Below are 25964 nucleotides of genomic sequence, written 5' to 3'. Positions count from 1 at the left end.
AATTACGCCCTAATCCCGCCAGCTCGGATCGACCCTGTCGATCACCCGCAGCATCGCCTGAAAATCCGGCACGCCCGGCCCCACCGGCAATTGCACCCCTGCCAGATCGCGCTGATGCACCGCGATCACCTCGGGCGGGATGTCGATCGGCGTCCCCGCAGCCCCGGCCGCCACCTGTATCTCGCAGGCGCGCTGGAGCAGCCATTGCTTCAGAAAGGCTTCGGGCAGGGTGGGCGCCATCACCAGCGTCCCATGATTGCGCAAGATCATCGCCCGCTGGTCCCCCAGATGCGCGATCAGCCTTTCCCCCTCGTCCGCGCGAATCGTGACGCCCTCAAAATCATGATAGGCGATTCGCCCGATGAAGGCGGCGGCATAGAAGCTGATCGGCCGCAGCCCCTCGGCACAGGCGCTCACCGCCATCCCGGCCGTCGTATGGGTATGGATGATGCAATGGGCGTCGGGCAAATGCCGGTGGAACACGCTATGCTGGGTGAAGCCGGCGCGATTGACCGGATAGGGGCTGCCGTCCAGCACCTGCCCATCGATATCGATCTTGACCAGATTGGACGCGCGCACCTCCCCATAGCTCAGGCCAAAGGGATTGATCAGGAATGCGCTATCTTCACCGGGAACGCGCAGGGTGATGTGGTTGTAGATCAGTTCCGACCAGCCCATATGGTCGAAAATCCGGTAACAGGCGGCCAGTTGCTGGCGCGCCTCCCATTCGGCGGGCGACATATCGGGCCGTTTCGCGGCGGTGGCCATGGCGATCCTCCTGTATTTTTATGCCGCCACTATCCGCCGATCCGCCCGGAATGTCGAGCTATGGTCCTTTTGGGTTGAATTCCCATGGCCCTGCTGGTAGGGCGCCGCCCACATGGCGTGGGGTGACCCGCGACGACTCACTGGCTTTGCTATTCGGTCGGCCCGTCGGGATGGACAGACAAGTCCCGGCGAACCGCTCGTTTTCGATTGGAGATTAACGGACTTATGCAGATCATCGTTCGCGACAATAATGTCGACCAGGCTCTTCGCGCGCTCAAGAAGAAGCTGCAGCGTGAAGGCGTGTATCGCGAAATGAAGCTGCGTCGTCACTACGAAAAGCCGTCGGAAAAGCGCGCCCGTGAAAAGGCTGCTGCGGTCCGTCGCGCCCGCAAGATGGAACGCAAGCGCGCAGAGCGCGACGGCGCGAAGTAAGCGCCGTCCGGGGCGCACCCGCGCCCCGTTTCCTTGCTTATCCTGCCCTTGAATTGCGAGCTTAACGCCCATGTCCATCACGGCTGTCCCCCTTCGCCCTATTGCCAAGGGGTCGCTGACGCGGCTCTGGATCGGCGTTGCCGCCGTCGCTCTGGCGGCTGGTGGTCTTGCCTGGGCGGGACAGCAGGGCGTGGACGCTTCGCCGGCCGCTTTCCTGAGCCAGAATGCCCATGCGGACGGTGTCGTGACCACCGAATCGGGCCTTCAGTTCAAAGTCCTGTCGGAAGGTACGGGCGCCAGCCCGACCACCGCCGACGTGGCGCTGGTCGGTTATAAGGGCACGCTGCTCGACGGCACCGTGTTCGACGAGAATCCGCAGGCCGCCATGCCGATCGACGGCGTGGTGCCGGGCTTCTCCGAAGGCCTGCAAAAGATGAAGAAGGGCGGCAAGTATCGCCTCTGGATTCCGCCGCAGCTTGGCTATGGCGATCAGGCCGCCGGCCCGATCCCGGCCGGTTCGGTGCTGGTGTTCGACGTCACGCTCCACGACTATAAGTCGAAGGCGGAACTGATGCAGATCCAGCAGCAGATGCAGCAGCAGCAGGGTGCCATGCCCCAGGGTGCGATGCCGCAGGGCGGCCAGTAAGTCAGATCAGCCAGCCAGTCTGATCAGGAGAAGGGGCCGTTTCCGGCCCCTTTTTCTTTGCCTGCGTTCAGGCGTGCCCCTGACAGACCGAATCATCTGTGACCGGGCTGGCGCCAAAGGCCAGCGCATCGGCACTGCCGACCCGCTCTTCGCCCGCAAACAGCTTGTCGAGCCGCGCCTTGATGTCGCGCCGATATTCGGCATTGGCGACCGATCGCGGCGCCGACACCTCGATGTCACAGGCGATCGCATTTTTGATCCGCTCGATCGCCGCTTCGTCCAGCACGCCCGCGCGCCGCAATTCCAGGCACATCTGCAACATGCCCACCGCGGTCGCCTGCGCCCGCATGCCCACATTGGTCAGGTCGAAATGCAGCTTCTTCTGCTTGTCCAGATGCATCGACATCATTCGCGTCCTTCTCGTCATCCTCTGCCTTTATAGAGAAGCGCAGAAGCGGGCGAAATGATCCAGCGCAAAAGCGGATACCTGTCCTATCTGCCGGTATCGGCCTAGACGGGAGGGCTGCGCATTGAACGAAGGCTTGTCACAATATATCGCGAGAAAGACAGGAAATTTCACGATTCACGGGAAATATGCGAAGTTAAGCGATCAGAGGTTTGACTCAGAGCCGTTCGTCCTGAGCCTGTCGGGCCGCAGGCGACCGAAGGTCAACGACGCGCGCAACGTCCTTCGACAGGCTCAGGACGAACGGAAACTGGTTAACGCGCAACATTCTAGCGCTATGCGCCCTAAACGCCCGGCTCCGCCTTGGCGCCATCCTTCGCCCGTCCCTTCAGCGCCTTGGACCGTTCCTCAAGATAGACCTTGATCATCGCCACGATCGGATCGGCCAGGAACAGGCCCATCAGGCCGAACAGCGCGCCGAACAATATCTGCGCCGCCAGCACCAGCGCCGGGGCCAGATCGGTGGCGCGCTTGGCCACCATCGGCACGATCAGATAGCCGTCGATCACCTGCACCGCCAGATAGACGCCAAAGGCATAGAGGCCCGTGTCGGTGCCCCCGGAAAAGCCGACCAATATGATCAGCACGCCCGATATGATCGATCCGATATTGGGCAGGAAGGCGAACAGGCCGGTCAATATGCCCAGCAGCCCCGCCATCGGCACGCCGCCGGCCCACAGCAACAGCCATGTGCCCACGCCCTCCACCGCCATGCCGATCAGCCGGCCGAACATCAGCCGGCGCAGCGTCCAGCCCATCTTGTCGGCGATGGCGTAGAAATGGGCGCGCTTCTCCATCGGCAGCATCCAGGCGACGCCGCGCTCATAGAGTTTCGGCTCGACCGCGATGAAGATCGCCAGAACCAGCATCATGACGCCGCTCGTCACCGCGCCGACCGCCGTGCCGACCGCCGCCGTCACCCGGCCCATGCTGCTCATCGCCTGACTGGCCAGGCTCTTGAGGTCGTCGGGCGTGGTGCTGATGCCCAATTGCTGCATCCAGCCGCCGACCCGCGCCACCTGTGCCTCGACGATGGTGCGCATCGCCTGCGCCTGCGCCGCCAGGCTCGATCCGGTAAGGTAGAAAGTATAGGCCATGAAGGCGACTGCGCCCAGCAGCACGATGGTCAGGCGCCATCCGCGCGAAATCGGCAGCACCCGGCCCAGCAGCCGCGTGCCGCCGTCCATCATCGTCGCCAGCACCAGCGCGCCCATGATCAGCATCAGCGGCTGCGCCAGCAGCACCACCATAGCAATGGCGATGGCCAGCGCGAACCACACGCCCGCGCGCTGCAATTCATGGCTGACTAACGGACTGCGAACTTCGCTGGGGCCGGGTTCCTCGACATGCTGTCTGTTCGTGTCGCTCAAAAGCCGGTGCCCCTTCGTCGGTTATTTCGCTGCTGCAACGCTCTCCGGCCGCAGGCTGTTCCCCGCCCGTCCGCTACGGAAGGCATGCAGCCAGGTCAGCGGATTCCAGGTCGAATCGCCGTCCAGGCTGAAGGTGATGAATTCCGCCCGGCCACCGATCGCCTCGAACGGCACCGGTCCACCCAGGCCATTTTCCTCCAGCGGCGCGCGGCTGTCGGCGCTGTTGTCGCGATTGTCGCCCATCAGGAAGACATGGTTTTCGGGCACCCGCACCGGGCCATACCAGTCCAGCGCGCTCGGACCCATGTCGATCGTGACATAGGTCTTGCCATTGGGCAGGATTTCCTGCCGCACCGGCAGTTCGCAATATTCCTTGCCATCCTTGCCCGTCACCAGCGCGCCGGGGAATTGCAGCGGCGGGCAGGGGGCATTGCCGTCCACGGGGATGCGCAGGGGCTTGAGCACCTTCTGCGGCACCGCCACGCCGTTCAGGATCACCTGACCGCCGCGCACCTCAATAATGTCGCCGGGCAGACCGATCACCCGCTTGATATAATCTTCCCGCCGGTTCTGTGGGGACACGATCACGATGTCGCCGCGCTCGGGCAGGCGGCCCAGCACGCGCCCCTTCATGAAGGGCAGGGGGTGGAAGCTGGGCGAGACATAGGACCAGCCATAGGGGAATTTGCTCACCACCAGCCGGTCGCCGGTCAGCAGCACCGGCATCATCGATTCGGACGGGATGTAGAAAGGCTTGGCGACGAAGCTGTGGAACGCCAGCACCGCCAGGATCAGCAGGGTGATGCTCTTCACCTCCTGCAACCAGTTGACCGGGGTCTTGGCCTCCGCCGGGGTCGGGGCATCCGATATGGTCTGGTCTTCGGGCAGGTCGATGGCCGTCACGGGCGGGCTTTCCTTGGGGGCGTCGGGATCGGTGATCGGGTTGGTCATTACAGGGGCAGGGCTTCGATGATGACGAAGGCCTGCGCCCATGGATGATCGTCGGTGAGCGTCAGATGAATGACGGGTTTATGCCCCGCCGGCACCATCGATTCCAGCCGCCTGAGCGCCCCCCCGGTCAGCGCCAGCGTGGGCGCGCCCGACGGCGCGTTGACGACGCCGATATCCTTCATGAACACCCCGGCCTTGAACCCGGTGCCCACCGCCTTGGAGAAAGCCTCCTTGGCGGCAAAACGCTTGGCCAGCGTGCCTGCCTTGGTGAAGGGGCGGCGTTCGGCCTTGGCCTGCTCCACCGGCGTAAAGACGCGCTGCACGAATCGCTCACCGAACCGGTCGAGCGAATTCTGGATACGCTCGATATTGCAGAGGTCGGAGCCAAGGCCGATGATCATCTCTCCTCCCCTGCAAGGAGAGGGGGACCGCGGCGCGCAGCGACGTGGTGGAGGGGGAGTGCAGCGAAACATGACAGGGCCTGCCCAGAGGCCAGCCCCCTCCACCACCAGCTTCGCTGGCGGTCCCCCTCCCCGTGCCGGGGAGGAATCACCGCGCCAGATCCATCTGCCGCCGCATCTCGCGGATGCTCGCTTCCAGCCCGCCAAAGATCGCCTCGCCGATCAGGAAATGGCCGATATTGAGTTCGGCGATCTGCGGGATGGCGGCGATCGGTGCGACATTGTCGAAGGTCAGGCCGTGGCCGGCATGCGGCTCGATGCCATTTTTGGCAGCCAGCGCGGCGGCGTCGGCGATGCGGCGCAGTTCGACCGCGCGGGCCTCGCCGCTCAGATGCGCATAGGCGCCGGTATGAAATTCCACCACCGGCGCGCCCAGCCGAATCGCCGCGTCGATCTGCGCGGCGTCCGCCTCGATGAACAGGCTGACGCGAATGCCGGCCTCGTTCAGCGCCGTCACGATCGGTTGCAGCGTCGCAAACTGCCCGGCGGCGTCCAACCCGCCCTCGGTCGTGCGTTCCTCGCGCTTTTCCGGCACGATGCAGGCGGCGTGCGGCTTGTGGCGCAGGGCGATGTCCAGCATCTCCTGCGTCGCCGCCATCTCCAGGTTCAGCGGTACGCTGATCCCGTTTACGAGCGCATCGATATCTCTATCCCTGATGTGACGCCGATCTTCGCGAAGATGTGCCGTGATGCCATCGGCCCCCGCCTCAACTGCCATAAAGGCCGCGCGAAGCGGATCGGGATGTTCGCCCCCCCGCGCGTTGCGGATGGTCGCCACATGGTCGATATTCACGCCAAGGCGAAGGGGCATGGTCATCGTTACTGCTTCCGGCTGCCGGGCTTGATCGCGGGGACCGCCGCCAGTTCTGGCGGAACGGCGTCTTCGTCATAGACCGGGAAGTTGATCGAGACGAGCGGGTAGAAGGGCACGCCCAGATCGACTTCACCAGCCGACCGGTCGACCAGCGCCGCTTCGGCGATGACGATGCCGCCTTCCTTCTCGACCGCTTCGATCGCCTGACGCGACGACAGGCCGGTGGTCACGACGTCCTCGACCATCAGCACCTTCTGCCCCGGCGTGATGGCGAAGCCGCGACGCAGCTCGAAAAAGCCGTCCGGCCGTTCCAGGAACACCGCGTCCTTGTCCAGCGCGCGGCCGATTTCATGGCCGATGATCAGGCCGCCCATGGCGGGCGACACGACCAGATCGATTTCCTGCCGCAATTCGCGGGGCAGCTTCTGCACGGTGGCGCGGGCCAGCTTGCCGGCCCGCTCCGCATTCATCAGCACGCGGGCGCATTGCAGATAATTGGCGCTGCGGCGGCCCGAAGACAGGATGAAATGTCCTTCGAGCAGCGCCCCCGCCGCCCGGAATTCCGCCAATACTTCCTCGTCGTTCATGCCGTCCACTATCCATGTCGGGCGGCCCGCCGCTGCTGCGTCCGGTCCGCCATTCCGTCAGCATGACCGGCCCTTCGGCCCGCCATGATCGCGCCCCTGTGCGCTCTGCCTGCCGAATAGGCGGCCAAGGGAAGCGTTGCAACAGCGAAGAAAATCTGCTCCCTCATGCTTGAGGCAGGGGAAAAGCCTGCTTATAAGCCGCGGAAGAACCGAAACGGGCGAGGACCATAGCGCATAAAGTGCGTCTTCGTTGCAGCGGCGCCAAGGGGTTAGGGGTACGAAGACGCTATGAAAACGGTGAAATCGCTCGTTCTCGCCGGGTTGTTGGCCTTGATGCCCGCACTCGCATTGAATGGATCGGCACTCGCACAGGACAATAGTGTCGCTGCCGCGCCCGCAGCGGACAATGCCGCCGCACCGGCCGAATCGGCCTCCAACGCCACCGCACCGACAGCCGAAGCGGCGCCCGCCGCGCCCAAGGTCGCCGCGCCGCCGCGCATGAAGCCGACCGAAGGCATCGGTATGCCGATGCCGGGTGAAATCACCCTGCAAAAGCAATTCAGCCCCACCGGCCACACCGCGCGCTGGCTGCACGACGTGCTGCTGCTGCCGCTGATCACCATCATCTCGGTCTTCGTGCTGATCCTGATGCTCTATGTGATGTGGCGCTATCGCCGCAGCGCTAATCCGGTGCCGTCCAAGACGTCGCACAACACGCTGATCGAAGTGATCTGGACGGTTTTGCCGGTCGTGATCCTGCTGATCGTCGCTGTGCCCTCGATCGGCCTGCTGGCCGACCAGTATAAGCCCGCGCCCAAGGATGCGCTGACGGTCAAGGTCACGGGTTATCAATGGTATTGGGGCTATGAATATCCGGACAATGCGATCCCGGAATATGTGTCCAACCTGCTGCCCGAAGACAAGGCGAAGGCCAATGGCGAACCCTATCTGCTGGCGCCCGACAATCGTCTGGTGCTGCCGGCCGGGCGCCCGGTCAAGCTGATCATCACCGGCGCGGACGTGATCCACGCCTTCGCCGTGCCCTCGCTCTGGCTGAAGATGGACGCCGTCCCCGGCCGCCTCAATGAAAAGAGCGTCTTCATCGAAAAGCCGGGCGTCTATTACGGCCAATGTTCCGAACTGTGCGGCGCGCGCCACGGCTTCATGCCGATCGCGATCGAGGCGCTGCCGCCCGAACAGTTCGACCAGTGGGTGCTGTCGCAGGGCGGCAGCCTGAAGGGCGCAGCGGAAAAGACGGCACAAGCCGCTCCCGCCGCGACCGAGAAGAAAATCTGATCAGGGGTAGGAACGTCATGACCACCATCACCGCGGATCATCACGGCGATCATGCCCATGATCATCATGATGCCGATCACAAGCCAGCCTTCTTCCAGCGCTGGTTCATGTCCACCAATCATAAGGACATCGGCACCCTCTACCTGATCTTCGCGATCGTCGCCGGTATCATCGGCGGTGGCATTTCGGGGCTTATGCGCGCCGAACTGGCCCATCCGGGCATTCAGTATCTGCACACATGGGCGATGATGATGGACGGGCCGGAGGCGACTCTGGACCAGGCCTATCATCTGTGGAACGTGCTGATCACCGCCCACGGCCTGATCATGGTCTTCTTCATGGTCATGCCCGCGATGATCGGCGGCTTCGGCAACTGGTTCGTGCCGATCATGATCGGCGCGCCGGACATGGCCTTCCCCCGGATGAACAATGTCAGCTTCTGGCTGCTCATCCCCGCGTTCGTTCTTTTGCTCGGCAGCACTTTCGTTCCTGGCGGCACCGGCAATGGCGCGGGCACCGGCTGGACCGTCTATGCCCCGCTCTCGACCAGCGGATCGGCTGGCCCCGCCGTCGACATGGCGATCCTGTCGCTGCACATCGCGGGCGCTTCGTCGATCCTCGGCGCGATCAACTTCATCACCACCATTTTGAACATGCGCGCGCCGGGCATGACCCTGCACAAGATGCCGCTGTTCGTCTGGTCGGTGCTGGTCACCGCCTTCCTGCTGCTGCTGGCTCTCCCGGTCCTGGCCGCTGCGATCACGATGCTGCTGACCGACCGCAATTTCGGCACCACCTTCTATGATGCCGCCGGCGGTGGCGATCCCGAACTCTACCAGCATCTCTTCTGGTTCTTCGGCCATCCCGAAGTCTATATCATGATCCTGCCGGGCTTCGGCATCGTCAGCCAGATCATCTCGACCTTCAGCCGCAAGCCGGTCTTCGGCTATCTCGGCATGGCCTATGCCATGGTCGCGATCGGCGTGGTCGGCTTCGTCGTCTGGGCGCACCATATGTTCACCACCGGCATGTCGGTGAATGTGAAGATGTACTTCACCGCCGCGACGATGGTCATCGCCGTCCCCACGGGCATCAAGATCTTCTCGTGGATCGCGACCATCTGGGGCGGGTCGATCAGCTTCAAGACGCCGATGATGTGGGCGCTGGGCTTCATCTTCCTGTTCACCGTGGGCGGCGTGACCGGCGTCGTGCTGGCCAATGGCGGCGTGGACGATGTGCTGCACGACACCTATTATGTCGTCGCCCACTTCCATTACGTCCTCTCGCTGGGCGCGGTGTTCGGCCTGTTCGCGGGCTTCTATTACTGGTTCCCGAAAATGTCGGGCAAGATGTATAACGAGTTCCTCGGCCACCTGCATTTCTGGGTCTTCTTCATCGGCGTGAACCTGCTGTTCTTCCCGATGCATTTCCTGGGCCTGTCGGGCATGCCGCGTCGCTACCCCGATTATCCGGCGGCGTTCGAGCATTGGAACTGGGTCGCGACCATGGGCTATATGGTCATGGCCAGCGGCATGGTGATCTTCTTCATCAACCTGATCTGGTCGCTCGCGGCCGGCAGGAAGGCGGAGGGCAATCCCTGGGGCGAAGGCGCCACGACGCTGGAATGGACCCTGTCCAGCCCGCCGCCCTTCCACCAGTTCGAAACGCTGCCAGTGATCGAAGACAGCGTGCATCATTGATGTCCTGAAAAGTTTGACAGGATTTGAAAGGCGCGACATCAATGTTGCGCCTTTCTTGTTGAAAATCTGCGTGTTTCTGGGGGAATGATGAGTCAGAAAACCACGTTGCTGGATATCCATAGCCACTCATTGTTGTTGCATGGCCAGGATCAATTCATGCCGGATGTCAGCCTGACGCTGGTGCCGGGCGATACCATGTATGGCAGCGCGCGGCATTATCTGTCGGTAGGGTCGAATGCGCTCGGGCATATTCGACAGGCGCTCAATGTCGCCGGGTCGAACATGGCGGCCGTAACCTCCGTTCTCGATTATGCCTGCGGTTTCGGTCGCGTCCTGCGCTGGCTGCGCGCAGGCTTTCCCACGGCCGATCTCTATGGGGTGGATGCCGACGGTCCGTCCGTCGCGGGTGCGCGGGCGCTCAATCTGGGCGCGACGATCATCCAGGCGGACATCAGCCTGCGCGAAGACATGCCGCGCAAATTCGACCTGATCTGGGTCGGATCGCTCTTTACCCATCTATCGGAATTCGAAACCCGCCGGGTTCTTGCTTACTTGCAGGATCAGTTGAGCGAAAACGGCATTATCGTCTTCACTTATCATGGCGAATATGTGCTGAATCTCCTCACCAGCCCCAAGACCCCTTATGGCCTGGACGACGCCGGTCGGGAAAAGGTGCTGCGCGAATATGGCGAGCGCGGCTATGGCTACGCCATCTACAAGGAATGGACGGCCGATTATGGCACCTCGGCGACTCATCCCTCGAAGATGACGCAAATCTGCCTTGATGCCGATCTGATCCCGATCATCAACAAGCCGCGCGCCTGGGACAATCATCAGGATCTCATCGCGTGCAGGAAGCAACTGCCGCTGGCGCGCCGGTTCCAGCCGCGCGAAATTCCTGGCTGATTCATCGGACAACAGGCTGCTTCTTCCTCTTGGGGCAGAAGCAGCGTATAGGCCGCCTCGCAATGACCATGTTGACCTACCCCGCCGCCACGCTCATGCCCGCCCATTGGCGCGATTTCGTCGCGCTGACCAAGCCGCGCGTCATGACTTTGGTCGTGTTCACCGGCCTGTGCGGCCTGCTCGCCGCGCCGGGCCATATCCATCCCGTCCTCGCCTTCACCGCTATCCTGTGCATCGCGCTGGGCGCCGGGGCCGCCGCCACGCTCAACCAGTGGTGGGAAGCCGATATCGACGCGAAGATGAAGCGCACCGCCAACCGTCCGCTGCCCGCCGGGCGCATGGACCGGCAGGCGGCGCTGCATTTCGGCGTCGGCCTGTCCTTCTTCTCGGTGATCCTGATGGGGGTCGCGACCAACTGGTTCGCGGCGGGCGTGCTGCTCGTCTCGATCCTCTTCTACGTCTTCATCTACACTATCTGGCTGAAGCCCCGGACGGCGCAGAATATCGTCATCGGCGGCGCGGCCGGCGCCTTCCCGCCGATCATCGGCTGGGCGGCGGTGACGGGCGATGTCGGCGCGCTGCCGGTCGCCCTGTTCATGCTCACCTTCTTCTGGACGCCGCCGCATTTCTGGGCGCTCGCCCTGTTCGTGCGCCCCGATTATGCCGCCGCCGGCATCCCGATGCTGCCGGTGGTCGCCGGTGAACGCGCGACCCGTCGCCAGATCTGGTTCTACACCGCGATCATGGCCGCCGCCGCGCTGGCCCCGGTGCTGCTGCGCCTGACCGGCATCGTCTATGGCAGCGTGGCGCTCGCCGGCACAGCGGTCTTCGTGGCGCTCGCCTTCCAGGTCTATCGCAGCCGGGAAACCGACCCCGCTCGCATGAAGCCGGAACGGCGCCTGTTCAAATATTCGATCCTCTATCTCTTCCTCTTGTTCGGGGCAGTGGTCGTCGACCGCTGGCTGCTGGCATGAAGCCGGAGGATCAGGACCAGATTCGCGCCCGGCAAAAGTCGCGCTCGATCGTCACCGGCCTGCTGCTGGGCTTTCTCGCCATCCTGTTCTTCGCCATCACTTTGGCCAAGATCGGCGCGAGCCACGCGATCTGATGGCCTCTATCCCGCCTTCGCCCTTCGACCGTGACCGGCGCAATCGCCGGACGCTGGTGGCGACGGCGGTGGTGGGCCTGTCCATGCTGGGCCTCGGCTTCGCGTCGGTCCCGCTCTACCGCATCTTCTGCGAACAGACCGGCTTTGGCGGCACCACCAGCCGCGCCGCCGATGACAAGGCCGCGCGCGCCGTCATCGGCCGCACCATGTCGATTCGCTTCGATTCCAATGTCCAGCCGGGCATGCCGTGGAAATTCTACCCCGAACATCCGACCGACACGGTGACGGTGGGGGCGAAGGACATGGCGATCTTCATCGCGAAGAATATGTCGGATCGCCCGGTCACCGGCACGGCCAGCTTCAACGTCACCCCGACGCAGGCGGGTGGCTATTTCACGAAGATCCAGTGTTTCTGCTTTACCCAGCAGACGCTGCAACCGGGGGAAGAGGTGCGGATGCCCGTCCTCTATTATATCGACCCGAAAATCCTCGATGATCCCGACAACAGGGACACGCAACAGATTACGCTGAGCTATACCTTCTATCCTGTTGAGCAGGGCAAGAAGGCAAGCTAAGGAAAAGAGAAGAACAGGAGCAGGGAAAAGCGGTCATGGCAGGCGCAAAGAATCACGATTATCACATCCTTCCGCCCAGCATCTGGCCGCTGTTCGGCTCCATGTCCGCACTGGTCATGGCGTTCGGCGCGATCATGTGGATGCATCCCGACGCGATGCCCGCCGGTGGCGGCGCGGTTTTCCTGATCGGGCTGGGCGGCGTGCTGTTCACCTTCTTCAGTTGGTGGGGCAATGTCATCACCGAAGCCCATGCCGGCGATCATACGCCGGTGGTGCAATTGCACCTGCGCTACGGCATGATCCTGTTCATCGCGTCCGAAGTGATGTTCTTCGTCGGCTGGTTCTGGGCCTTTTTCGACTTCTCCCTCTTCCCCAGCGCGCTCGCGCCTATCGAGGGTATGTTCCCATCCAAGGGCATAGAGGTGATGAACGCGTTTGAGCTGCCCTTGCTCAACACGCTGATCCTGCTCTGTTCGGGCACCACCGTCACCTGGGCGCATCATGCGCTGATCCATGGCGACCGCGATGGCCTGATCAAGGGATTGTGGTGCACCATCATTCTGGGCGCGATCTTCTCGTGCATCCAGGCCTATGAATATGCCCATGCACCCTTCGCATTCGGCGGCAGCCCCTATAGCTCGGCCTTCTACATGGCGACCGGCTTCCACGGCTTCCACGTCATCGTCGGCACCATCTTCCTGATCGTCAACCTCGTCCGCGCCTATAAGGGGCACTTCACCCCGCGCCAGCATTTCGGCTTCGAAGCGGCTGCCTGGTACTGGCATTTCGTCGATGTGGTGTGGCTGTTCCTCTTCGTCGCCATCTATGTCTGGGGCGGCTGGGGCGCCCCGGTCCATGGCGGCTGAGCCATTGACCCTCGCATGATGTTCGGAGCGGCCGGGGCGAAAACTCCGGCCGTTTTCTTTTGTCGCGCATGGGGATATCACGAAGACGGATTTGCCTTTCTCCGTCATTGCGAGCGTAGCGAAGCAATCCATTGTCGCTGCGGTGGATTGCTTCGCTACGCTCGCAATGACGATATTCTATCCAGTCTCAAGGACCGGCCATGACCGATCAGCCCGCCAAAGCCCGCATTCCCCTGATCCCGACGATCCTCGTCGCGCTGGCGGTACTGACCATGATCGGCCTAGGCATCTGGCAGTTGCAGCGCCGCGCGGAAAAGGCGCAGGCGCTGGCCCTCGCCACCGCCAATCCCACCCGGCCTGCCGTCGCCTTCCCGAAGCTGCCGCCCGTCGACCCGGCGATCCTCTTTCGCCCGTCCTCGGTCCATTGCCTGAACGTCGTCGAATGGCAGGTGGAGGCGGGCCGCGCCGCCGATGGATCGACCGGCTATCGCCATATCGCCCATTGCGCGACCGGGGCGGAGGGGCCGGGCGTGCTGGTGGCGATCGGCGTCGGCCAGAAACCGGATGACAAGCCTGACTGGACCGGGGGGCGGGTGGAAGGCTGGATCAGTCAGGAGCCGGACCATCGCGCCCTGTTCACCCGCATCGATGGGAAGGCGCCACCGCTCCGCCCGATGCTGATCGCCCGCACCGCGCCTGCCGGTCTCAAACCCGTCGCGCCACCAGTCGCGGACGATCTGCCCAACAATCATCTGGCCTATGCCGTGCAATGGTTCCTGTTCGCCGGAATCGCCATCATCATCTATATTCTGGCCCTGCGCTGGCGGAACGCGGCCAAACCCGCCTAAACGCTTGCTCCGGCGCGCGTGGATCGCTACCGCGCTTTCCCATTATGCAATATCAGAGCACCAGGGGGAGCGCGCCCGCGCTCGGTTTTGAGGATGTGACGCTGGCCGGGCTGGCGTCCGATGGCGGCCTGTATCTGCCGACGAGCTGGCCGGCCTTCACGCCCGACCAGATCAGCGGTCTTGCCGGCCTCTCCTATGTCGAAACCGCCGTCCGGGTGATGAGCCCCTTCGTCGCCGGTTCGCTGACCGAAGAGGAACTGCGCGAACTCTGCACCGCCGCTTATGGTCGGTTCAGCCATCAGGCCGTGACCCCGCTGGTGCAGCTCGATCATCAACATTGGGTGCTGGAACTGTTCCACGGCCCGACACTGGCGTTCAAGGATGTCGCGCTCCAGCTTCTCGGCCAGTTGTTCGAACGCTTCCTCTCGCGCCGTGACGATCATCTGACCATCGTGGGCGCCACTTCGGGCGATACCGGCTCCGCCGCGATCGATGCGGTCGCGGGCCGGGCGAAGATCGATATCTTCATGCTCCACCCCGAAGGCCGCGTGTCCGACGTGCAGCGCCGCCAGATGACCACGGTGCTGGCGCCCAACGTCTACAACATCGCCATCGACGGCAGCTTTGACGATGCGCAGGCGCTGGTGAAGGCGATGTTCAATGACGCCGATTTCAAGAGCCGCTTCAACCTGTCCGCCGTGAACAGCATCAACTGGGCGCGGCTGATGGCGCAGGTCGTCTATTATTTCTACGCCGCCGTGCGTCTGGGCGCGCCGCATCGCGAAGTCGCCTTCTCGGTCCCGACCGGCAATTTCGGCGACGTGTTTGCGGGCTATGTCGCCGCGCAGATGGGCCTGCCGGTCGCCAAGCTGATCGTCGCGACCAACGTCAACGACATCCTGCACCGCGCGCTGGCCGAAGGCGACTATAGCCAGGGTCAGGTCGTGGCGACCGCCACCCCTAGCATGGACATTCAGGTCAGCTCCAACTTCGAACGGCTGCTGTTCGCTGCCGGCGGCCGCGACGGTCTGGCGCTCGCCGAACAGATGCGCGGCTTCGAAGCCAGCAAGGCGATGCGCCTGACCAATGCTCAGCGGGAAGGGGCAGCGCGCCTCTTCTCCTCCTCGCGCGTCGATGCCGATGGCATGACCATGGCGATGCGCTGGGCCTATGACGCGGCCGGTCAGATCATCGATCCGCACAGCGCGATCGGTCTGGCCGCTGCCCGCACCGCTGGCGTGGATGCCTCCATCCCCGTCGTCACGCTGGCGACCGCCCATGCCGCCAAATTCCCCGACGCGGTCGAGCGCGCCACCGGCACCCGTCCGCCGCTGCCTTCGCGCGTGGGCGATCTGTTCTCGCGGGAGGAAAGCTATGCCAAGCTGCCCGGCACGTTCGAGGCGGTGACCGCCTATGTCGCCGAACGCGCGACCCCGCGCGGCTAGCCCTTTGGAACTCAAGACCCTCATCGGCGAACCCTGGTCGGATTACGGCCTGCTTGATTCGGGCGACGGGCGAAAGCTGGAACGCTATGGCCGCTTCCGCTTCATCCGTCCCGAACCGCAGGCGATGTGGAAGCCCGCGACGACCGACTGGAAGGCCGACGGCGAATTCATCCCCGGTTCGGACGAGGATGGCGGCGGCCGCTGGTATTATGACAAGCCGGTCCCGGCCGAAGGCTGGCCGCTGCACTGGAAGGAAGTGACCTTCCAGTCGAGTTGCACCCCCTTCCGCCATCTCGGCTTCTTTCCCGACATGGCGCCGATCTGGGACGAACTGCGCGCCAGCTATGCCGACAAGCCGGACGCAGAGGTGATGAACCTGTTCGGCTATACCGGCGTCGGCACGCTGGCCCTGTCGGCCGGCGGCGCGCGCATGGTGCATGTCGATGCGTCGAAGAAGTCGGTGGCGCAGGCCCGCGCCAATGCCGCGCTTTCGGGCATGGAGGACAAGCCTGTCCGCTGGATCGTGGAGGACGCCGCCAAGTTCGTCGCCCGCGAAGTGCGCCGCAACCGCCGCTATGACGGCATATTGCTCGATCCGCCCAAATATGGCCGTGGCCCGGATGGTGAAGTCTGGCGTCTGGAGGAGGATCTCCCCGGTCTGATCGCCAATTGCCGCGCGCTGCTGGACGCCGACAGCCGCTTCCTGTTCCTGACCGTCTATGCCGTGCGCATGTCGGCTCTGGCGATCGGCGAATTGCTGCGTCAGGCCTTTGCCGACCTGCCCGGGACGGTCGATGCGGGCGAGCTGGTCGTACGGGAGGAGGCACGCGGCATCGCGCTGCCCACCGCCATCTGGGCGCGCTGGCGCCGCTGATGCTGCGATGCGGCGAACCGCGTCGCATGATGCTTTATCCATGGTGACGTGACTGATATTGTTGCGCCTCACAATCAGGGCCGCCCATGTTCTCGTCTCTCACCGCCAGGATCGCCACTTTCGGCCTGCTGGTCATGCTGGCCCTGCTGGCGCTCATCTGGATGCTGGTCGATGCGTCGATGCAGACGCGGGACAGCTTCCGCTGGGTCACGCATTCGGCGCAGGTGATCGAGACGATGGACGACGCCTTCGCCGCTCTGCGCGAAGCCGAATCGGGCCAGCGCGGTTTCGTCCTGACCCGCAACGCCAGTTTTGCCGACTCTGTCGATTCGCGCATCGGCGATACCCGTCGCGCCGTTGGCCAGGTCGTCACCCTCACGGCCGACAATCCCGCCCAGAATGCGCGCGCGCGCGAAATCGGCACGCTGGTCGAACGGCGCATCGCCATGCTTCGGGGCACGATCGATCTGGCCCGGCGGGGCGATTTCGATCAGGCACGGGCCGTGATCGCCAGCGGCGGCGGCCGCGACCTGATGGCCATGGTATCGCTGCGGATCGACAGTTTCCTGATCGAGGAACGGGCGCTGCGCACCAGCCGGATCGAGGCGGCGGACCATCGCCTCGCCTGGGTCCGCAAGCTGGCGCTGGTCGGTGGCCCGCTGCTCGCATTGCTGATCCTCTCCATCTCCCTGCTCTTCATCTGGGGCATCCGTCGGCCTGCTGGCCTGATCCGTCAGGCGATGACGGCGCTGGGGCAGGGGGAGCGGGAGGTGCGCGTCACCGAACCGATGGGATCGCGCGAATTTGAAGAACTTGCCGACGGCTATAACGCCATGGCCGATCAGCTACAGACCGCCATCGCCGATCAGGGACGCAGTGAGCGGGAACTCAAGGCCGCCCATACCGAACTGATGCAGAATAGCGATACGCTGCGGGAACGGGGCGAGGTGATCGAATTGCTGGGCGGCATGGCCCACCGCATGCAGGCCGCCCGCACAGACGAGGAACTGGCTCAGGTCATCGGCGTGTTCGTGCCGCGCGTGCTCCCCGGCATCCCCGGCGGCCTTTATGCCCATAATAACAGCCGCAACCTGCTGATCCCGATTGCGGGATGGGGCGGCTATACCCCGCGAGCAGATGGCTTCGCGCCAGACCAGTGCTGGGCCTTGCGGCGCGGACAGAGCCACTTCGTCGCCGAACCGGGTGGCGACATCGTTTGCGCCCATGTCGATGCCGACGCCATCTATCATTGCGAGCCTTTGCTGGCCGGTGGCGAGGTGATCGGCACCCTCTATCTTCAGGGTGTGGTCGGCGAAGAACATCGCTTCCGCCTGACCGTGATGGCGGAAAATATCAGCTCCGCGCTGGTCAACCATAGCCTCCAGCGTGGCCTGCGCGAACAGACGATCCGCGATCCGCTGACCGGCCTGTTCAACCGTCGCTATATGGAAGAGGCGCTGGCGATCGAGATCGCCCGCTCGCGCCGGTCCGGCATCCCGCTCAGCCTGGTCATGTGCGACGTCGACCATTTTAAGCGGTTCAATGACGAATTCGGCCATGATGCAGGGGACAGCGTGCTCCAGTCGGTGGCCAGCGAAATGCGCAGCCGCTTCCGCGACGGCGACATCGTCTGCCGCTATGGCGGGGAGGAATTCACCATCATCGCGCCGGGCACCACCGCGCAGGCGCTGTCGGCGCGGGTCGAACTGCTGCGCAAGAGCATTAGCGAAATCGTGCTGAAACAGGGTGGGCGCGCGCTGGGATCGACCAGCATGTCCTTCGGCATCGCCACCTGGGCGGAACCCATGGCCCGCGACGGATCGACCCTGTTGCAGGCCGCCGACGCTGCGCTCTATCGCGCCAAGCGGGGCGGCCGCAATCGCATCATCCTCGACACGCCCGTTGCCGATGACGGCGAAACGACGCTCGTTCCGGCCCCGGCTCAGGCAAGCGTCAGGTAGATTTCCGCCTCGATCACCCAGTCGCCGCCGATATCGCGCCACTTCGCGCTATAGTCGCCCGACGCCTGCACCACGCCATCGACGGCGCCCTGCCAGCGACCATGTTCCATCGCGATCGGTTCGGTGGGGGACATGACGATGCTGTCTGGCGTGCGCGTGTAGATCATCCGCTCCCGCGCCGCGAATTCCCGCTTCCACGCCATCAGTTGCGCCTTGCGCCCGCTGATCACGGCGCTGTCCGTGCCCGTCACCATCACGACATGCATGGCCAGCAGCGGCCCGATCGCATTCAGGTTAGCCTCCTCCAGCGCCCGGTTGAACGTGGCGCGTGCCATGCGAATGGCCAGATCGGCGGCAGCGGTCATGAACAGACTTTCGAGATCATAGGAAACGTGCTCCTGCGAAAGCACTGAGGCGAGACAAGCGGCTCGCCCTCAGCCTAGTTCAGACGGCGGGACTGGGTTCTTGCCTTCGCAGGAACATGTTGCTTTTACCCGCACCGCGCAGACGTAACCACCATCGCTTCATCATAGCTGACGGTCAGCCGATCGGGACGGAAATCCATCGTCATCGCCATGCCCGGCCCGCCCCAGCGCAGCGTCTTCGCGCCAGATGCCTTGAGCAGGTCCGCGCCCAGTTCGGCGCTTGCCTTCTGCCCGACGAACCGCTCCAGCCCGTCATTGCGGCAAGGCCCCTCCGCGGATGCGGCGGGCGGCGTCTCCGGCCCCTGACCACTGGCACCCGCACAGGCGGCGAGCGGCAGCGCCATCAATCCCACAAAGGCCATCCGCATCTTGCCTCTCCTTACTCCGTGCGCGTCATCTTCAACCGGCCATTCTTGACCGCAAAGGCCATCCGGCCTTCGACCAGATCAACCGCGTCCCGGCCAAATTGTTCATAACGCCAGCCTTCCAGGATCGACAGGCCCTCACGCACGCCCGCCGCCAGCGCGTCGATATCATCCGTCCGCGCGATCAGCCGCGCCGCGACATTGATGTCGCGCGAGCGAATCTTGAGCAACAGCTTCAGCAAATCCGCGACCAGCGCGCCGTCCTTGCCCAGCCCCGGCCGCTTGGGATCGCGCTCGGGCATCTCGTCCTTGCCCAGCGGCTGGTGCTTGGCCAGCGCGTTCATCAGCCGCGCGCCGATATCATTGCTGCGCCATGTCGCGCTCAACCCGCGCACCTTGCCCAGATCTTCCTGCGTGCGCGGCGGATGGCTGGCGATATCGGCCAGCGTCTCATCCTTCACGATGCGCCCGCGCGGCAGATTCTTGTCCTGCGCCTCGATCTCGCGCCATGCCGCCAGCGCCTTCAGCCGTCCCAGCACGTCGGACTTCTTGCTGGCGATGCGCACGCGCTGCCATGCCTGCGAGGGATCATTTTCATAATGGCTGGGATCGCTGATCCGCTCCATTTCCTGATCCAGCCAGTCGCCACGCCCGGTCTTGCGCAACTCTTCCAGCATCTTGGGGAAAATCTGGATCAGATAGGTGACGTCGCCGATCGCATAGTCGATCTGGCGCTTGTCCAGCGGCCGCCGCGCCCAGTCGGTAAAGCGCGCGCCCTTGTCCAGTTGCACGCCCATCCACGCATCGACCAGATTGCCATAGCCGATCTGCTCGCCCAGCCCCAGCGCCATGGCCGCAATCTGCGTGTCGAACATCGGATGCGGCGTCTTGCCGGTCAGGTTGTGGACGATCTCGATATCCTGCCCACCAGCATGGAAGACCTTGAGCACATCCTCATTATTGACCAGCAGGTCCAGCAGCGGCGTCATGTCCAGCCCCTGCGCCTTCGGGTCGATCGCCGCGGCTTCGTTCGGGTCGGCAACCTGCACCAGACACAGTTCGGGCCAATAGCTGTTTTCCCGCATGAATTCGGTGTCGACGGCGATGTACGGGGATTTCGCAATGCGGGCGCAGAAATCGGCAAGGGTCTTGCTGTCGGTAATCAGCGGATGAATTTGCATATGGTCTTCGATCTTATTATGGGCTGGCCCGTCGCTCACGGGCTCGTCAATGCTTGACAAGACCGGGCATAGCGACGCTGCAACAGTTTGTCATTTCCGTAAAACGAATCTGAAAGATACAAAACGCCATGCACGCCTATCGCACTCACACCTGCGGCGCCCTGACGACAGCCGAAGTCGGCAATCAGGTCCGCGTATCGGGCTGGGTGCATCGCAAGCGCGATCATGGCGGCGTTCTCTTCGTCGATTTGCGCGATCATTATGGCATCACCCAGATCGTGGCGAAGGCGGACAGCGATCCGCTCCGTGCGCTGGAAAGTCTGCGCCTTGAATCGGTCGTGACGATCGAGGGCGCCGTCGTCGCGCGCGCTGCCGAAGCGATCAACCCCCGCATGGCCACCGGCGAAATCGAAGTCGTGGCCGACAGCGTGACGATCCTGTCGGCCGCCGCCGAACTGCCGCTGCCGGTCGCGGGCGAGCAGGATTATCCCGAAGATATTCGCTTGCGCTATCGCTTCCTCGATCTGCGTCGCGAAACGCTGCACGCCAACATCGTCAAGCGCACCAAGATCATCTCCGACATGCGCCGCCGCATGGAAGGCGTGGGCTTCACCGAATATTCGACGCCGATCCTGACGGCATCTTCGCCGGAGGGTGCGCGCGACTTCCTCGTTCCCTCGCGCATCCATCCCGGCAAATTCTACGCCCTGCCGCAGGCGCCCCAGCAATATAAGCAGTTGCTGATGGTCGCAGGTTTCGACCGCTATTTCCAGATCGCGCCCTGCTTCCGCGATGAAGACCCGCGTGCCGACCGTCTGCCCGGTGAATTCTACCAGCTTGACCTGGAAATGAGCTTCGTCACGCAGGAAGATGTCTGGAACACGATGGAGCCGGTAATCGCTCAGGTGTTCGAAGCGTTTGCCGAGGGCAAGCCCGTGACCCCGGCCGGCAGCTTCCCGCGCATCCCGCATGCCGAAGCGCTGCTGAAGTACGGCAGCGACAAGCCCGACCTGCGCAACCCCATCCTGATTCAGGACGTGACCGATCATTTCGTCGGCTCGGGCTTCGGCATCTTCGCTTCGCTGGTCGAAGGCGGCGCACGCATCCGCGCCATCCCCGCGCCGGGCGCTGGCGCTGGCAGCCGCAAATTCTTCGATGAGATGAATGTCTGGGCACGCGGCGAAGGCTATTCGGGCCTTGGCTATATCAACATCAAGGATGGCGTGCCCGGCGGCCCCATCGCCAAGAACCATGGCGAGGAAGCGACCGCGAAGCTCATCGAAGCGCTCGGCCTTGGTCCCAATGACGGCGTCTTCTTCGCCGCCGGCAAGGAATCGCAGGCCGCCAAGCTCGCAGGCCTCGCCCGTATCCGCGTGGGCGAGCAACTCGACCTGATCGACAAGAACCGTTTCGAACTCTGCTGGATCGTGGACTTCCCCTTCTACGAATATGATGAGGATTCGAAGTCGATCGACTTCGCCCACAATCCCTTCTCCATGCCGCAGGGTGGTCTGGATGCGCTGAACAATCAGGACCCGCTGACGATCAACGCCTACCAGTATGACATGGTCTGCAACGGCTTTGAGATCGCATCGGGGTCTATCCGTAACCAGTCGCCCGAACTGATGGTCAAGGCGTTCGAACTGGTCGGCCTGTCGCAGCAGGATGTCGAGGAGCGTTTCGGCGGCCTCTATCGCGCCTTCCAATATGGCGCCCCGCCGCATGGCGGCATGGCTGCCGGTGTCGACCGTATCGTGATGCTGCTGTGCGGCGCGCAGAATCTGCGTGAAATCACGCTCTTCCCGATGAACCAGCGCGCCGAAGACCTGCTGATGGGCGCGCCGAGCGCCGCCGAATTCAAGCAGCTGCGCGAACTCCATGTCCGCGTCGTCGAGCCGCAGACGAAGGGCTGATCCGTTCCGACGAAATGATGAGAAGGGCGTGGGAACTGGTGTCCTGCGCCCTTTTTCACGTCAGTTGCGGGCCCAGGCCGTGTGGATCGGTGTGCGATATGATGGGGGGATCATATGTGGCAGATTATTTTTGATGCGGATCGCAAGCAGATGACGTGATTTGCGCGCTGTCGGCGGATGACTGAAGTGGGCTCGGTCGAACGGCAAAGGCAGCACTGGGGCTTTCAACGACATCCCAGCCAGTCCAGCACCCGGTCGCGCAGCGCTTCCGGCGGCATGTCGGTCGTCAGGATCATCGCCCCTTCTTCGGGCAGCGGCGGCTCCAGCGTGGCGAGCTGGCTGTCGAGCAGGCTGGCGGGCATATAATGGCCCGGCCGGTTGCCCACTCGCGTCAGCAGGGCGTCGCGGTCATTGTCGAGCAGGATGAAATGCACCGGCACGCCGATCGCCGCGCGCAGCCGGTCGCGATAGACGCGCTTCAATGCCGAGCAGGCGGCGACCGCCACGCTCTGCGCCGCAACCGTGTCGGCGATCGCCGCGCCCAGCCGGTCGAGCCAGGGCCAGCGATCCGCATCGGTCAGCGCCTCTCCGCCGCGCATCTTCTCCACCGCCGCCGCCGAATGATAGCTGTCGCCTTCCAGAAAGGGGCAATGCAGCGCCAGCGCCACCAGCGCCCCCAACGTCGACTTGCCACAGCCACTCACCCCCATAACGATGACAGCACGGTGGGAGCCAGGGGCAGGATCGGCGGAAATCGGCAAGCGGGCGTCCTTATGCGCTGGGATAGTGGGGATCGGTTCCACTGCTATAAGGCCGCGCCACACCTCAGGAAAACTACGACCTTTGTCGCAAGTGCCAATCCGCGCCCGCTCCCCTAGCCATGCTGTATCCAGAAAAAGAGAAATAGGAGGCGGACATGATCGGACGCAGCATGATCGCGGTTTTGCTGGCGGCAACCGCATTGGGGGCACCGGCTTTTGCCGCGACGACCTCGGTCTTCCCGGTCGCACCCGCCGAGCCCCATGCCGTCACGGTGAAGGCCGTGGGTGACGGCCGCGCTGACGACAGCGCCGCGATCCAGCAGGCGCTCGATCAGGCCCGCGACGCGACCGGCCATGGCATCGTCTTCCTGCCATCGGGCACCTATCGCATCACCCGCTCGCTGATCGTCCCGGCGGGCGTACGCGTCTATGGCGTCGGCCCGACCCGGCCGGTGCTGCTGCTCGGCGTCAACACCCCCGGCTTCCAGCAGGGCGTGTCGACCATGGTGATCTTCGCGGGCGGCGATCAATATAATGTCGGTCAGGTGCCGGTCCCTGTGCCGACCGTCATACCCCGCGACAAGGTGGTGCGGGACGCCAATTCCGGCACCTTCTATTCCGCGATGAGCAATGTCGATATCGAGATTGGCGCGGGCAATCCGGCCGCCGCCGGTGTGCGCTTCCGCATGGCCCAGCATGCCTTTCTCAGCCATATGGAATTCCGCCTCGGCACCGCCTTTGCCGGCGTCTATCAGGCCGGAAACGTGATCGAGAATGTCCATTTCCAGGGCGGCCGATACGGCATCGTCACCGAAAAGACTTCGCCCGCCTGGCAGTTCACCCTGCTCGACTCCAGCTTCGACGGCCAGCGCGACGCCGCGATCCGCGAGCATGAAGTCGATCTCACCCTCGTCAATGTCGCGATCAAGAATACGCCGGTCGGGATCGAGATCGACCGCGGTTATAGCGACAGCCTGTGGGGCAAGGATGTCCGGTTCGAGAATGTGTCGAAGGCCGGGGTCGTCATCTCGAACGAGAAGAATGTCTTCACCCAGATCGGCTTCGACAACGCGCTGGCCGTGAACAGCCCGGTCTTCGCCCGCTTCCGCGACAGCGGCAAGACGATCGACGGCAAGGGCAAGGCCTATAAGGTCGCGAACTTCTCCTACGGCCTTGCCGTCCCGGCGCTCGGTCACACCGGCGAATACGCCACCACCGCCGACATCCAGTCGCTCTCCAGCCTACCGGCGCCACGCGCGCCCGCGATCCGCGACCTGCCGCCCATGGACCAATGGATCAATGTCCGCACGCTGGGCGCGGTCGGCGACGGCAAGGCGGACGACACCGCCGCCCTGCAAAAGGCGATCGACGCCAACCGCATCCTCTATTTCCCGACCGGCTTCTACAAGGTGACGGACCGGCTGACCCTGCGCCCGGACAGTATCCTGATCGGCCTGCACCCGGCCATCACCCAATTGTTCATCCCGGACAACAACCCCAAACATGCGGGCCTCGGCGCCGTCCTTCCGATCCTCGAAAGCCGCAAGGGTGGCGACAATATCCTGTCGGGCCTCGGCCTGTTCACCGGCCGGGTGAACCCGCGCGCCTCCGCCCTGCTATGGCGTTCGGGCGAGCGGAGCCTGGTCGAGGACGTCAAGATCATGGGCGGCGGCGGCACGCCCACCGCCGATGGCAAGATGCTGGGCACGCTGCGCGTCAACACCGGCGATCCGATCACCGACAGCCGGCTCGACGCCCAATATCCCAGCATCTGGGTGACGGACGGGGGCGGCGGCACCTTCGCCGACGTGTGGAGCCCCAACAGCTTTGCGCAGGCGGGCTTCTATGTCACCGACACCGACACGCCCGGCCATGTCTATGAAATGTCGGTCGAACATCATGCCCGCAACGAGATCGTGCTCGATAATGTGCGCAACTGGGAATTCCTTGCCCCCCAGACCGAGCAGGAAGTGGACGATGGTCCGGACGCCATCTCGCTCGATATCCGCAACTCCAGCAACCTGCTCTTCGCCAACTATCATGGCTATCGCGTCACTCGCACCTATGCGCCGGAAAAGAGCGCGGTGAAGATCACCAATTCGGGCAATATCCGCTTCCGCAATGTCCATGTGAATGGCGAAAGCGGCTTTGCCACCTGCGACGATGAAGGCTGCGGCACCTTCCTGCGCGCCAGCAAATATCCGTTCGACAATGCGATCGAGGATGTCAGCCGCAAGCTGCTGGTGCGCGAACGCGAGTTCGCCGGGCTCGACATCGGTCCGGCCGGTAGCGCGGTCCCGGCAGCGGCGCCCTCGGGCACCAAGGTCGAGAAGTTGGAAGATGGCTTCTGGTCCATCTCCGGCGCGGCGGTGGATGCGCAAGGGCAACTCTATTTCATCGACCGCCGCTTCCAGCGCATCCACCGCTGGAGCGAGGGCAAGGGGCTGGAAATCGTCCGCGATCATGCGCTCGATCCGGTCAATCTCGCCATCGACGCCTCGGGCCATGTCCTGGTCCTGTCCTCGCTCGGCGCGAAGGGCGGCGCCTATTCTTTCGACCCCGCCGGTCCCAAGGACGCGATGACGCTCATCCAGCCGACCCCGATGCGCAGCGGTGGCGCGGGCAAGACGCTGCTGCCGGTCAACTGGTGGAATAATGGGGAGTTTAGGGATCAGCTTGACCCGAAGACCTACGAATTCACCACCCTCGCAGACATGTTCGTCCGCGATGCCGGTACGCCCAAGGCAAAGGAATATGTCTCGCCCGACGGCAGCTTGTCCCTGCCCGCCTTCCGCGTCTGGCAGCAGGGTCCGATCGATCACACCGGCTGGCGCTGGTCCGATGGGCTCAACGCCAACGGCTTCGTCTCCGGCAAGATCGGCGATCGCCTGTTCGTCACCAACGGGTCGGAAAATATCACCTATAGCGGCACGGTGGGGCCAAGCGGCACGCTGACCGCGCTCAAGCCCTTCGCCAATCGCGGCGGCGAAAGCGTCGCCGTGGACGGGCAGGGCAGGGTGTTCGTCGCGAACGGGCAAATCTTCGTCTACGGTCCCGACGGCAAGGAAACGGGCCGCATCGACGTGCCCGAACGCCCGCTCCAGATCCTGTTCGGCGGCCCGGACAAGCGCACGCTGTTCATCCTGACGCACCACGCGCTTTACGCCGCAAAGCCCTGAAAATCCGGCCTTCCGTCGCATCTACGACCTATGTCGTAAGTGCGGCGAAGAAGGGCAGGGGGTAAT

General features: G+C 63.8%; 26 protein-coding genes. 15 read left to right on the top strand and 11 right to left on the bottom strand.

From position 1 onward, the window contains the following. Positions 1-9 precede the first annotated feature (9 nt). Positions 10-768 carry a class II aldolase/adducin family protein gene (locus BMX92_RS12500; protein WP_093016895.1) on the bottom strand — a complete coding sequence of 253 codons (759 nt, stop codon included), beginning with the start codon at positions 766-768 and terminating at the stop codon, positions 10-12. Positions 769-993: 225 nt separating this feature from the next. On the opposite strand from BMX92_RS12500, the gene rpsU reads away from it, so the two are divergent. Together rpsU and BMX92_RS12490 are read left to right on the top strand one after the other, a co-directional pair. Further along, entirely contained in the window at positions 994-1200 is a 207-nt protein-coding gene (rpsU, locus tag BMX92_RS12495; RefSeq protein WP_056686590.1) for a 30S ribosomal protein S21, read from the top strand. A 70-nt stretch (positions 1201-1270) separates the two neighbouring features. After that, positions 1271-1846 (top strand): FKBP-type peptidyl-prolyl cis-trans isomerase, encoded by a 576-nt coding sequence (locus BMX92_RS12490; RefSeq protein ID WP_093016893.1) that lies wholly within the window; start codon positions 1271-1273, stop codon positions 1844-1846. Positions 1847-1913: 67 nt separating this feature from the next. Here the strand turns inward: BMX92_RS12490 and BMX92_RS12485 are convergent, their stop codons facing one another. The 6 genes from BMX92_RS12485 to pyrE all read right to left on the bottom strand — a co-directional run bounded on the left by BMX92_RS12485 (position 1914) and on the right by pyrE (position 6495). Next, a complete protein-coding gene (locus tag BMX92_RS12485) occupies positions 1914-2252 on the bottom strand; it encodes a hypothetical protein (protein ID WP_093017020.1) in 339 nt (112 codons plus the stop codon). 344 nt (positions 2253-2596) lie between these two features. Continuing rightward, on the bottom strand, positions 2597-3682 hold the full coding sequence (locus BMX92_RS12480) for an AI-2E family transporter (RefSeq protein ID WP_093016892.1): 1086 nt from the start codon (positions 3680-3682) through the stop codon (positions 2597-2599). A gap of 21 nt (positions 3683-3703) precedes the next feature. After that, the gene (lepB, locus tag BMX92_RS12475; protein WP_093016890.1) at positions 3704-4633 is read right to left on the bottom strand and encodes a signal peptidase I; all 930 of its coding nucleotides are present in this window, start codon (positions 4631-4633) and stop codon (positions 3704-3706) included. Then, positions 4633-5034 (bottom strand): holo-ACP synthase, encoded by a 402-nt coding sequence (gene acpS, locus BMX92_RS12470; protein ID WP_093016888.1) that lies wholly within the window; start codon positions 5032-5034, stop codon positions 4633-4635. Before acpS ends, lepB begins: the two co-directional genes overlap by 1 nt. A gap of 148 nt (positions 5035-5182) precedes the next feature. Beyond that, positions 5183-5911 carry a pyridoxine 5'-phosphate synthase gene (locus BMX92_RS12465; protein WP_093016886.1) on the bottom strand — a complete coding sequence of 243 codons (729 nt, stop codon included), beginning with the start codon at positions 5909-5911 and terminating at the stop codon, positions 5183-5185. A 2-nt stretch (positions 5912-5913) separates the two neighbouring features. Beyond that, a complete protein-coding gene (gene pyrE, locus BMX92_RS12460) occupies positions 5914-6495 on the bottom strand; it encodes an orotate phosphoribosyltransferase (protein WP_093017018.1) in 582 nt (193 codons plus the stop codon). 288 nt (positions 6496-6783) lie between these two features. Here pyrE and coxB point away from each other — a divergent pair, with 288 nt between their 5' ends. The 11 genes from coxB (at position 6784) to BMX92_RS12410 (ending at position 18074) form a co-directional block, all read left to right on the top strand. Beyond that, positions 6784-7791, top strand: coding sequence for a cytochrome c oxidase subunit II (gene coxB / locus BMX92_RS12455; RefSeq protein WP_093016884.1), 1008 nt, complete (start codon positions 6784-6786; stop codon positions 7789-7791). A 17-nt stretch (positions 7792-7808) separates the two neighbouring features. Continuing rightward, entirely contained in the window at positions 7809-9491 is a 1683-nt protein-coding gene (ctaD, locus tag BMX92_RS12450) for a cytochrome c oxidase subunit I (protein ID WP_093016882.1), read from the top strand. Positions 9492-9647: 156 nt separating this feature from the next. Continuing rightward, entirely contained in the window at positions 9648-10397 is a 750-nt protein-coding gene (locus BMX92_RS12445) for a class I SAM-dependent methyltransferase (protein ID WP_177185028.1), read from the top strand. Between the two features lie 62 nt (positions 10398-10459). After that, positions 10460-11371 carry a heme o synthase gene (locus tag BMX92_RS12440; RefSeq protein ID WP_093016878.1) on the top strand — a complete coding sequence of 304 codons (912 nt, stop codon included), beginning with the start codon at positions 10460-10462 and terminating at the stop codon, positions 11369-11371. Then, positions 11368-11505, top strand: a complete 138-nt coding sequence (locus tag BMX92_RS27345) for a hypothetical protein (protein WP_177185027.1) — start codon at positions 11368-11370, stop codon at positions 11503-11505. The genes BMX92_RS12440 and BMX92_RS27345 overlap by 4 nt, the downstream gene beginning before the upstream one ends. Continuing rightward, positions 11505-12080 (top strand): cytochrome c oxidase assembly protein, encoded by a 576-nt coding sequence (locus tag BMX92_RS12435; protein WP_093016876.1) that lies wholly within the window; start codon positions 11505-11507, stop codon positions 12078-12080. Before BMX92_RS27345 ends, BMX92_RS12435 begins: the two co-directional genes overlap by 1 nt. A gap of 35 nt (positions 12081-12115) precedes the next feature. Beyond that, positions 12116-12946 (top strand): cytochrome c oxidase subunit 3, encoded by an 831-nt coding sequence (locus tag BMX92_RS12430; protein WP_093016874.1) that lies wholly within the window; start codon positions 12116-12118, stop codon positions 12944-12946. Positions 12947-13146: 200 nt separating this feature from the next. Next, positions 13147-13794 (top strand): SURF1 family protein, encoded by a 648-nt coding sequence (locus tag BMX92_RS12425; RefSeq protein ID WP_093016872.1) that lies wholly within the window; start codon positions 13147-13149, stop codon positions 13792-13794. A 44-nt stretch (positions 13795-13838) separates the two neighbouring features. Then, positions 13839-15239, top strand: a complete 1401-nt coding sequence (gene thrC, locus BMX92_RS12420) for a threonine synthase (RefSeq protein WP_093016870.1) — start codon at positions 13839-13841, stop codon at positions 15237-15239. 4 nt (positions 15240-15243) lie between these two features. Beyond that, positions 15244-16113, top strand: coding sequence for a class I SAM-dependent methyltransferase (locus BMX92_RS12415; protein WP_093016868.1), 870 nt, complete (start codon positions 15244-15246; stop codon positions 16111-16113). An 86-nt stretch (positions 16114-16199) separates the two neighbouring features. Continuing rightward, the gene (locus BMX92_RS12410; RefSeq protein WP_177185026.1) at positions 16200-18074 is read left to right on the top strand and encodes a diguanylate cyclase; all 1875 of its coding nucleotides are present in this window, start codon (positions 16200-16202) and stop codon (positions 18072-18074) included. On the opposite strand, the gene BMX92_RS12405 is transcribed toward BMX92_RS12410, so the two are convergent. The 3 genes from BMX92_RS12405 to rnd all read right to left on the bottom strand — a co-directional run bounded on the left by BMX92_RS12405 (position 18056) and on the right by rnd (position 20045). Beyond that, entirely contained in the window at positions 18056-18439 is a 384-nt protein-coding gene (locus BMX92_RS12405; protein WP_093017014.1) for a DUF4440 domain-containing protein, read from the bottom strand. The two genes, BMX92_RS12410 and BMX92_RS12405, sit on opposite strands and share 19 nt — an antisense overlap. Positions 18440-18564: 125 nt before the next feature. Beyond that, positions 18565-18867, bottom strand: a complete 303-nt coding sequence (locus tag BMX92_RS12400) for an I78 family peptidase inhibitor (RefSeq protein WP_177185025.1) — start codon at positions 18865-18867, stop codon at positions 18565-18567. Between the two features lie 11 nt (positions 18868-18878). Next, positions 18879-20045, bottom strand: a complete 1167-nt coding sequence (rnd, locus tag BMX92_RS12395; protein WP_093017010.1) for a ribonuclease D — start codon at positions 20043-20045, stop codon at positions 18879-18881. A gap of 128 nt (positions 20046-20173) precedes the next feature. On the opposite strand from rnd, the gene aspS reads away from it, so the two are divergent. Then, positions 20174-21958, top strand: coding sequence for an aspartate--tRNA ligase (aspS, locus tag BMX92_RS12390; protein ID WP_093016866.1), 1785 nt, complete (start codon positions 20174-20176; stop codon positions 21956-21958). A 224-nt stretch (positions 21959-22182) separates the two neighbouring features. Here aspS and BMX92_RS12385 read toward each other — a convergent pair whose 3' ends face one another. After that, on the bottom strand, positions 22183-22719 hold the full coding sequence (locus BMX92_RS12385) for a gluconokinase (RefSeq protein ID WP_093017008.1): 537 nt from the start codon (positions 22717-22719) through the stop codon (positions 22183-22185). Between the two features lie 155 nt (positions 22720-22874). On the opposite strand from BMX92_RS12385, the gene BMX92_RS12380 reads away from it, so the two are divergent. Continuing rightward, positions 22875-25898, top strand: a complete 3024-nt coding sequence (locus BMX92_RS12380) for a glycosyl hydrolase family 28-related protein (protein ID WP_093016864.1) — start codon at positions 22875-22877, stop codon at positions 25896-25898. Positions 25899-25964 lie beyond the last annotated feature (66 nt).

It is taken from the genome of Sphingobium sp. YR768, assembly GCF_900111125.1.
Lineage (GTDB): Bacteria > Pseudomonadota > Alphaproteobacteria > Sphingomonadales > Sphingomonadaceae > Sphingobium.
Note: the sequence above shows the minus strand (reverse complement) of the source record. Positions and strands in the feature narration are given on the sequence as shown.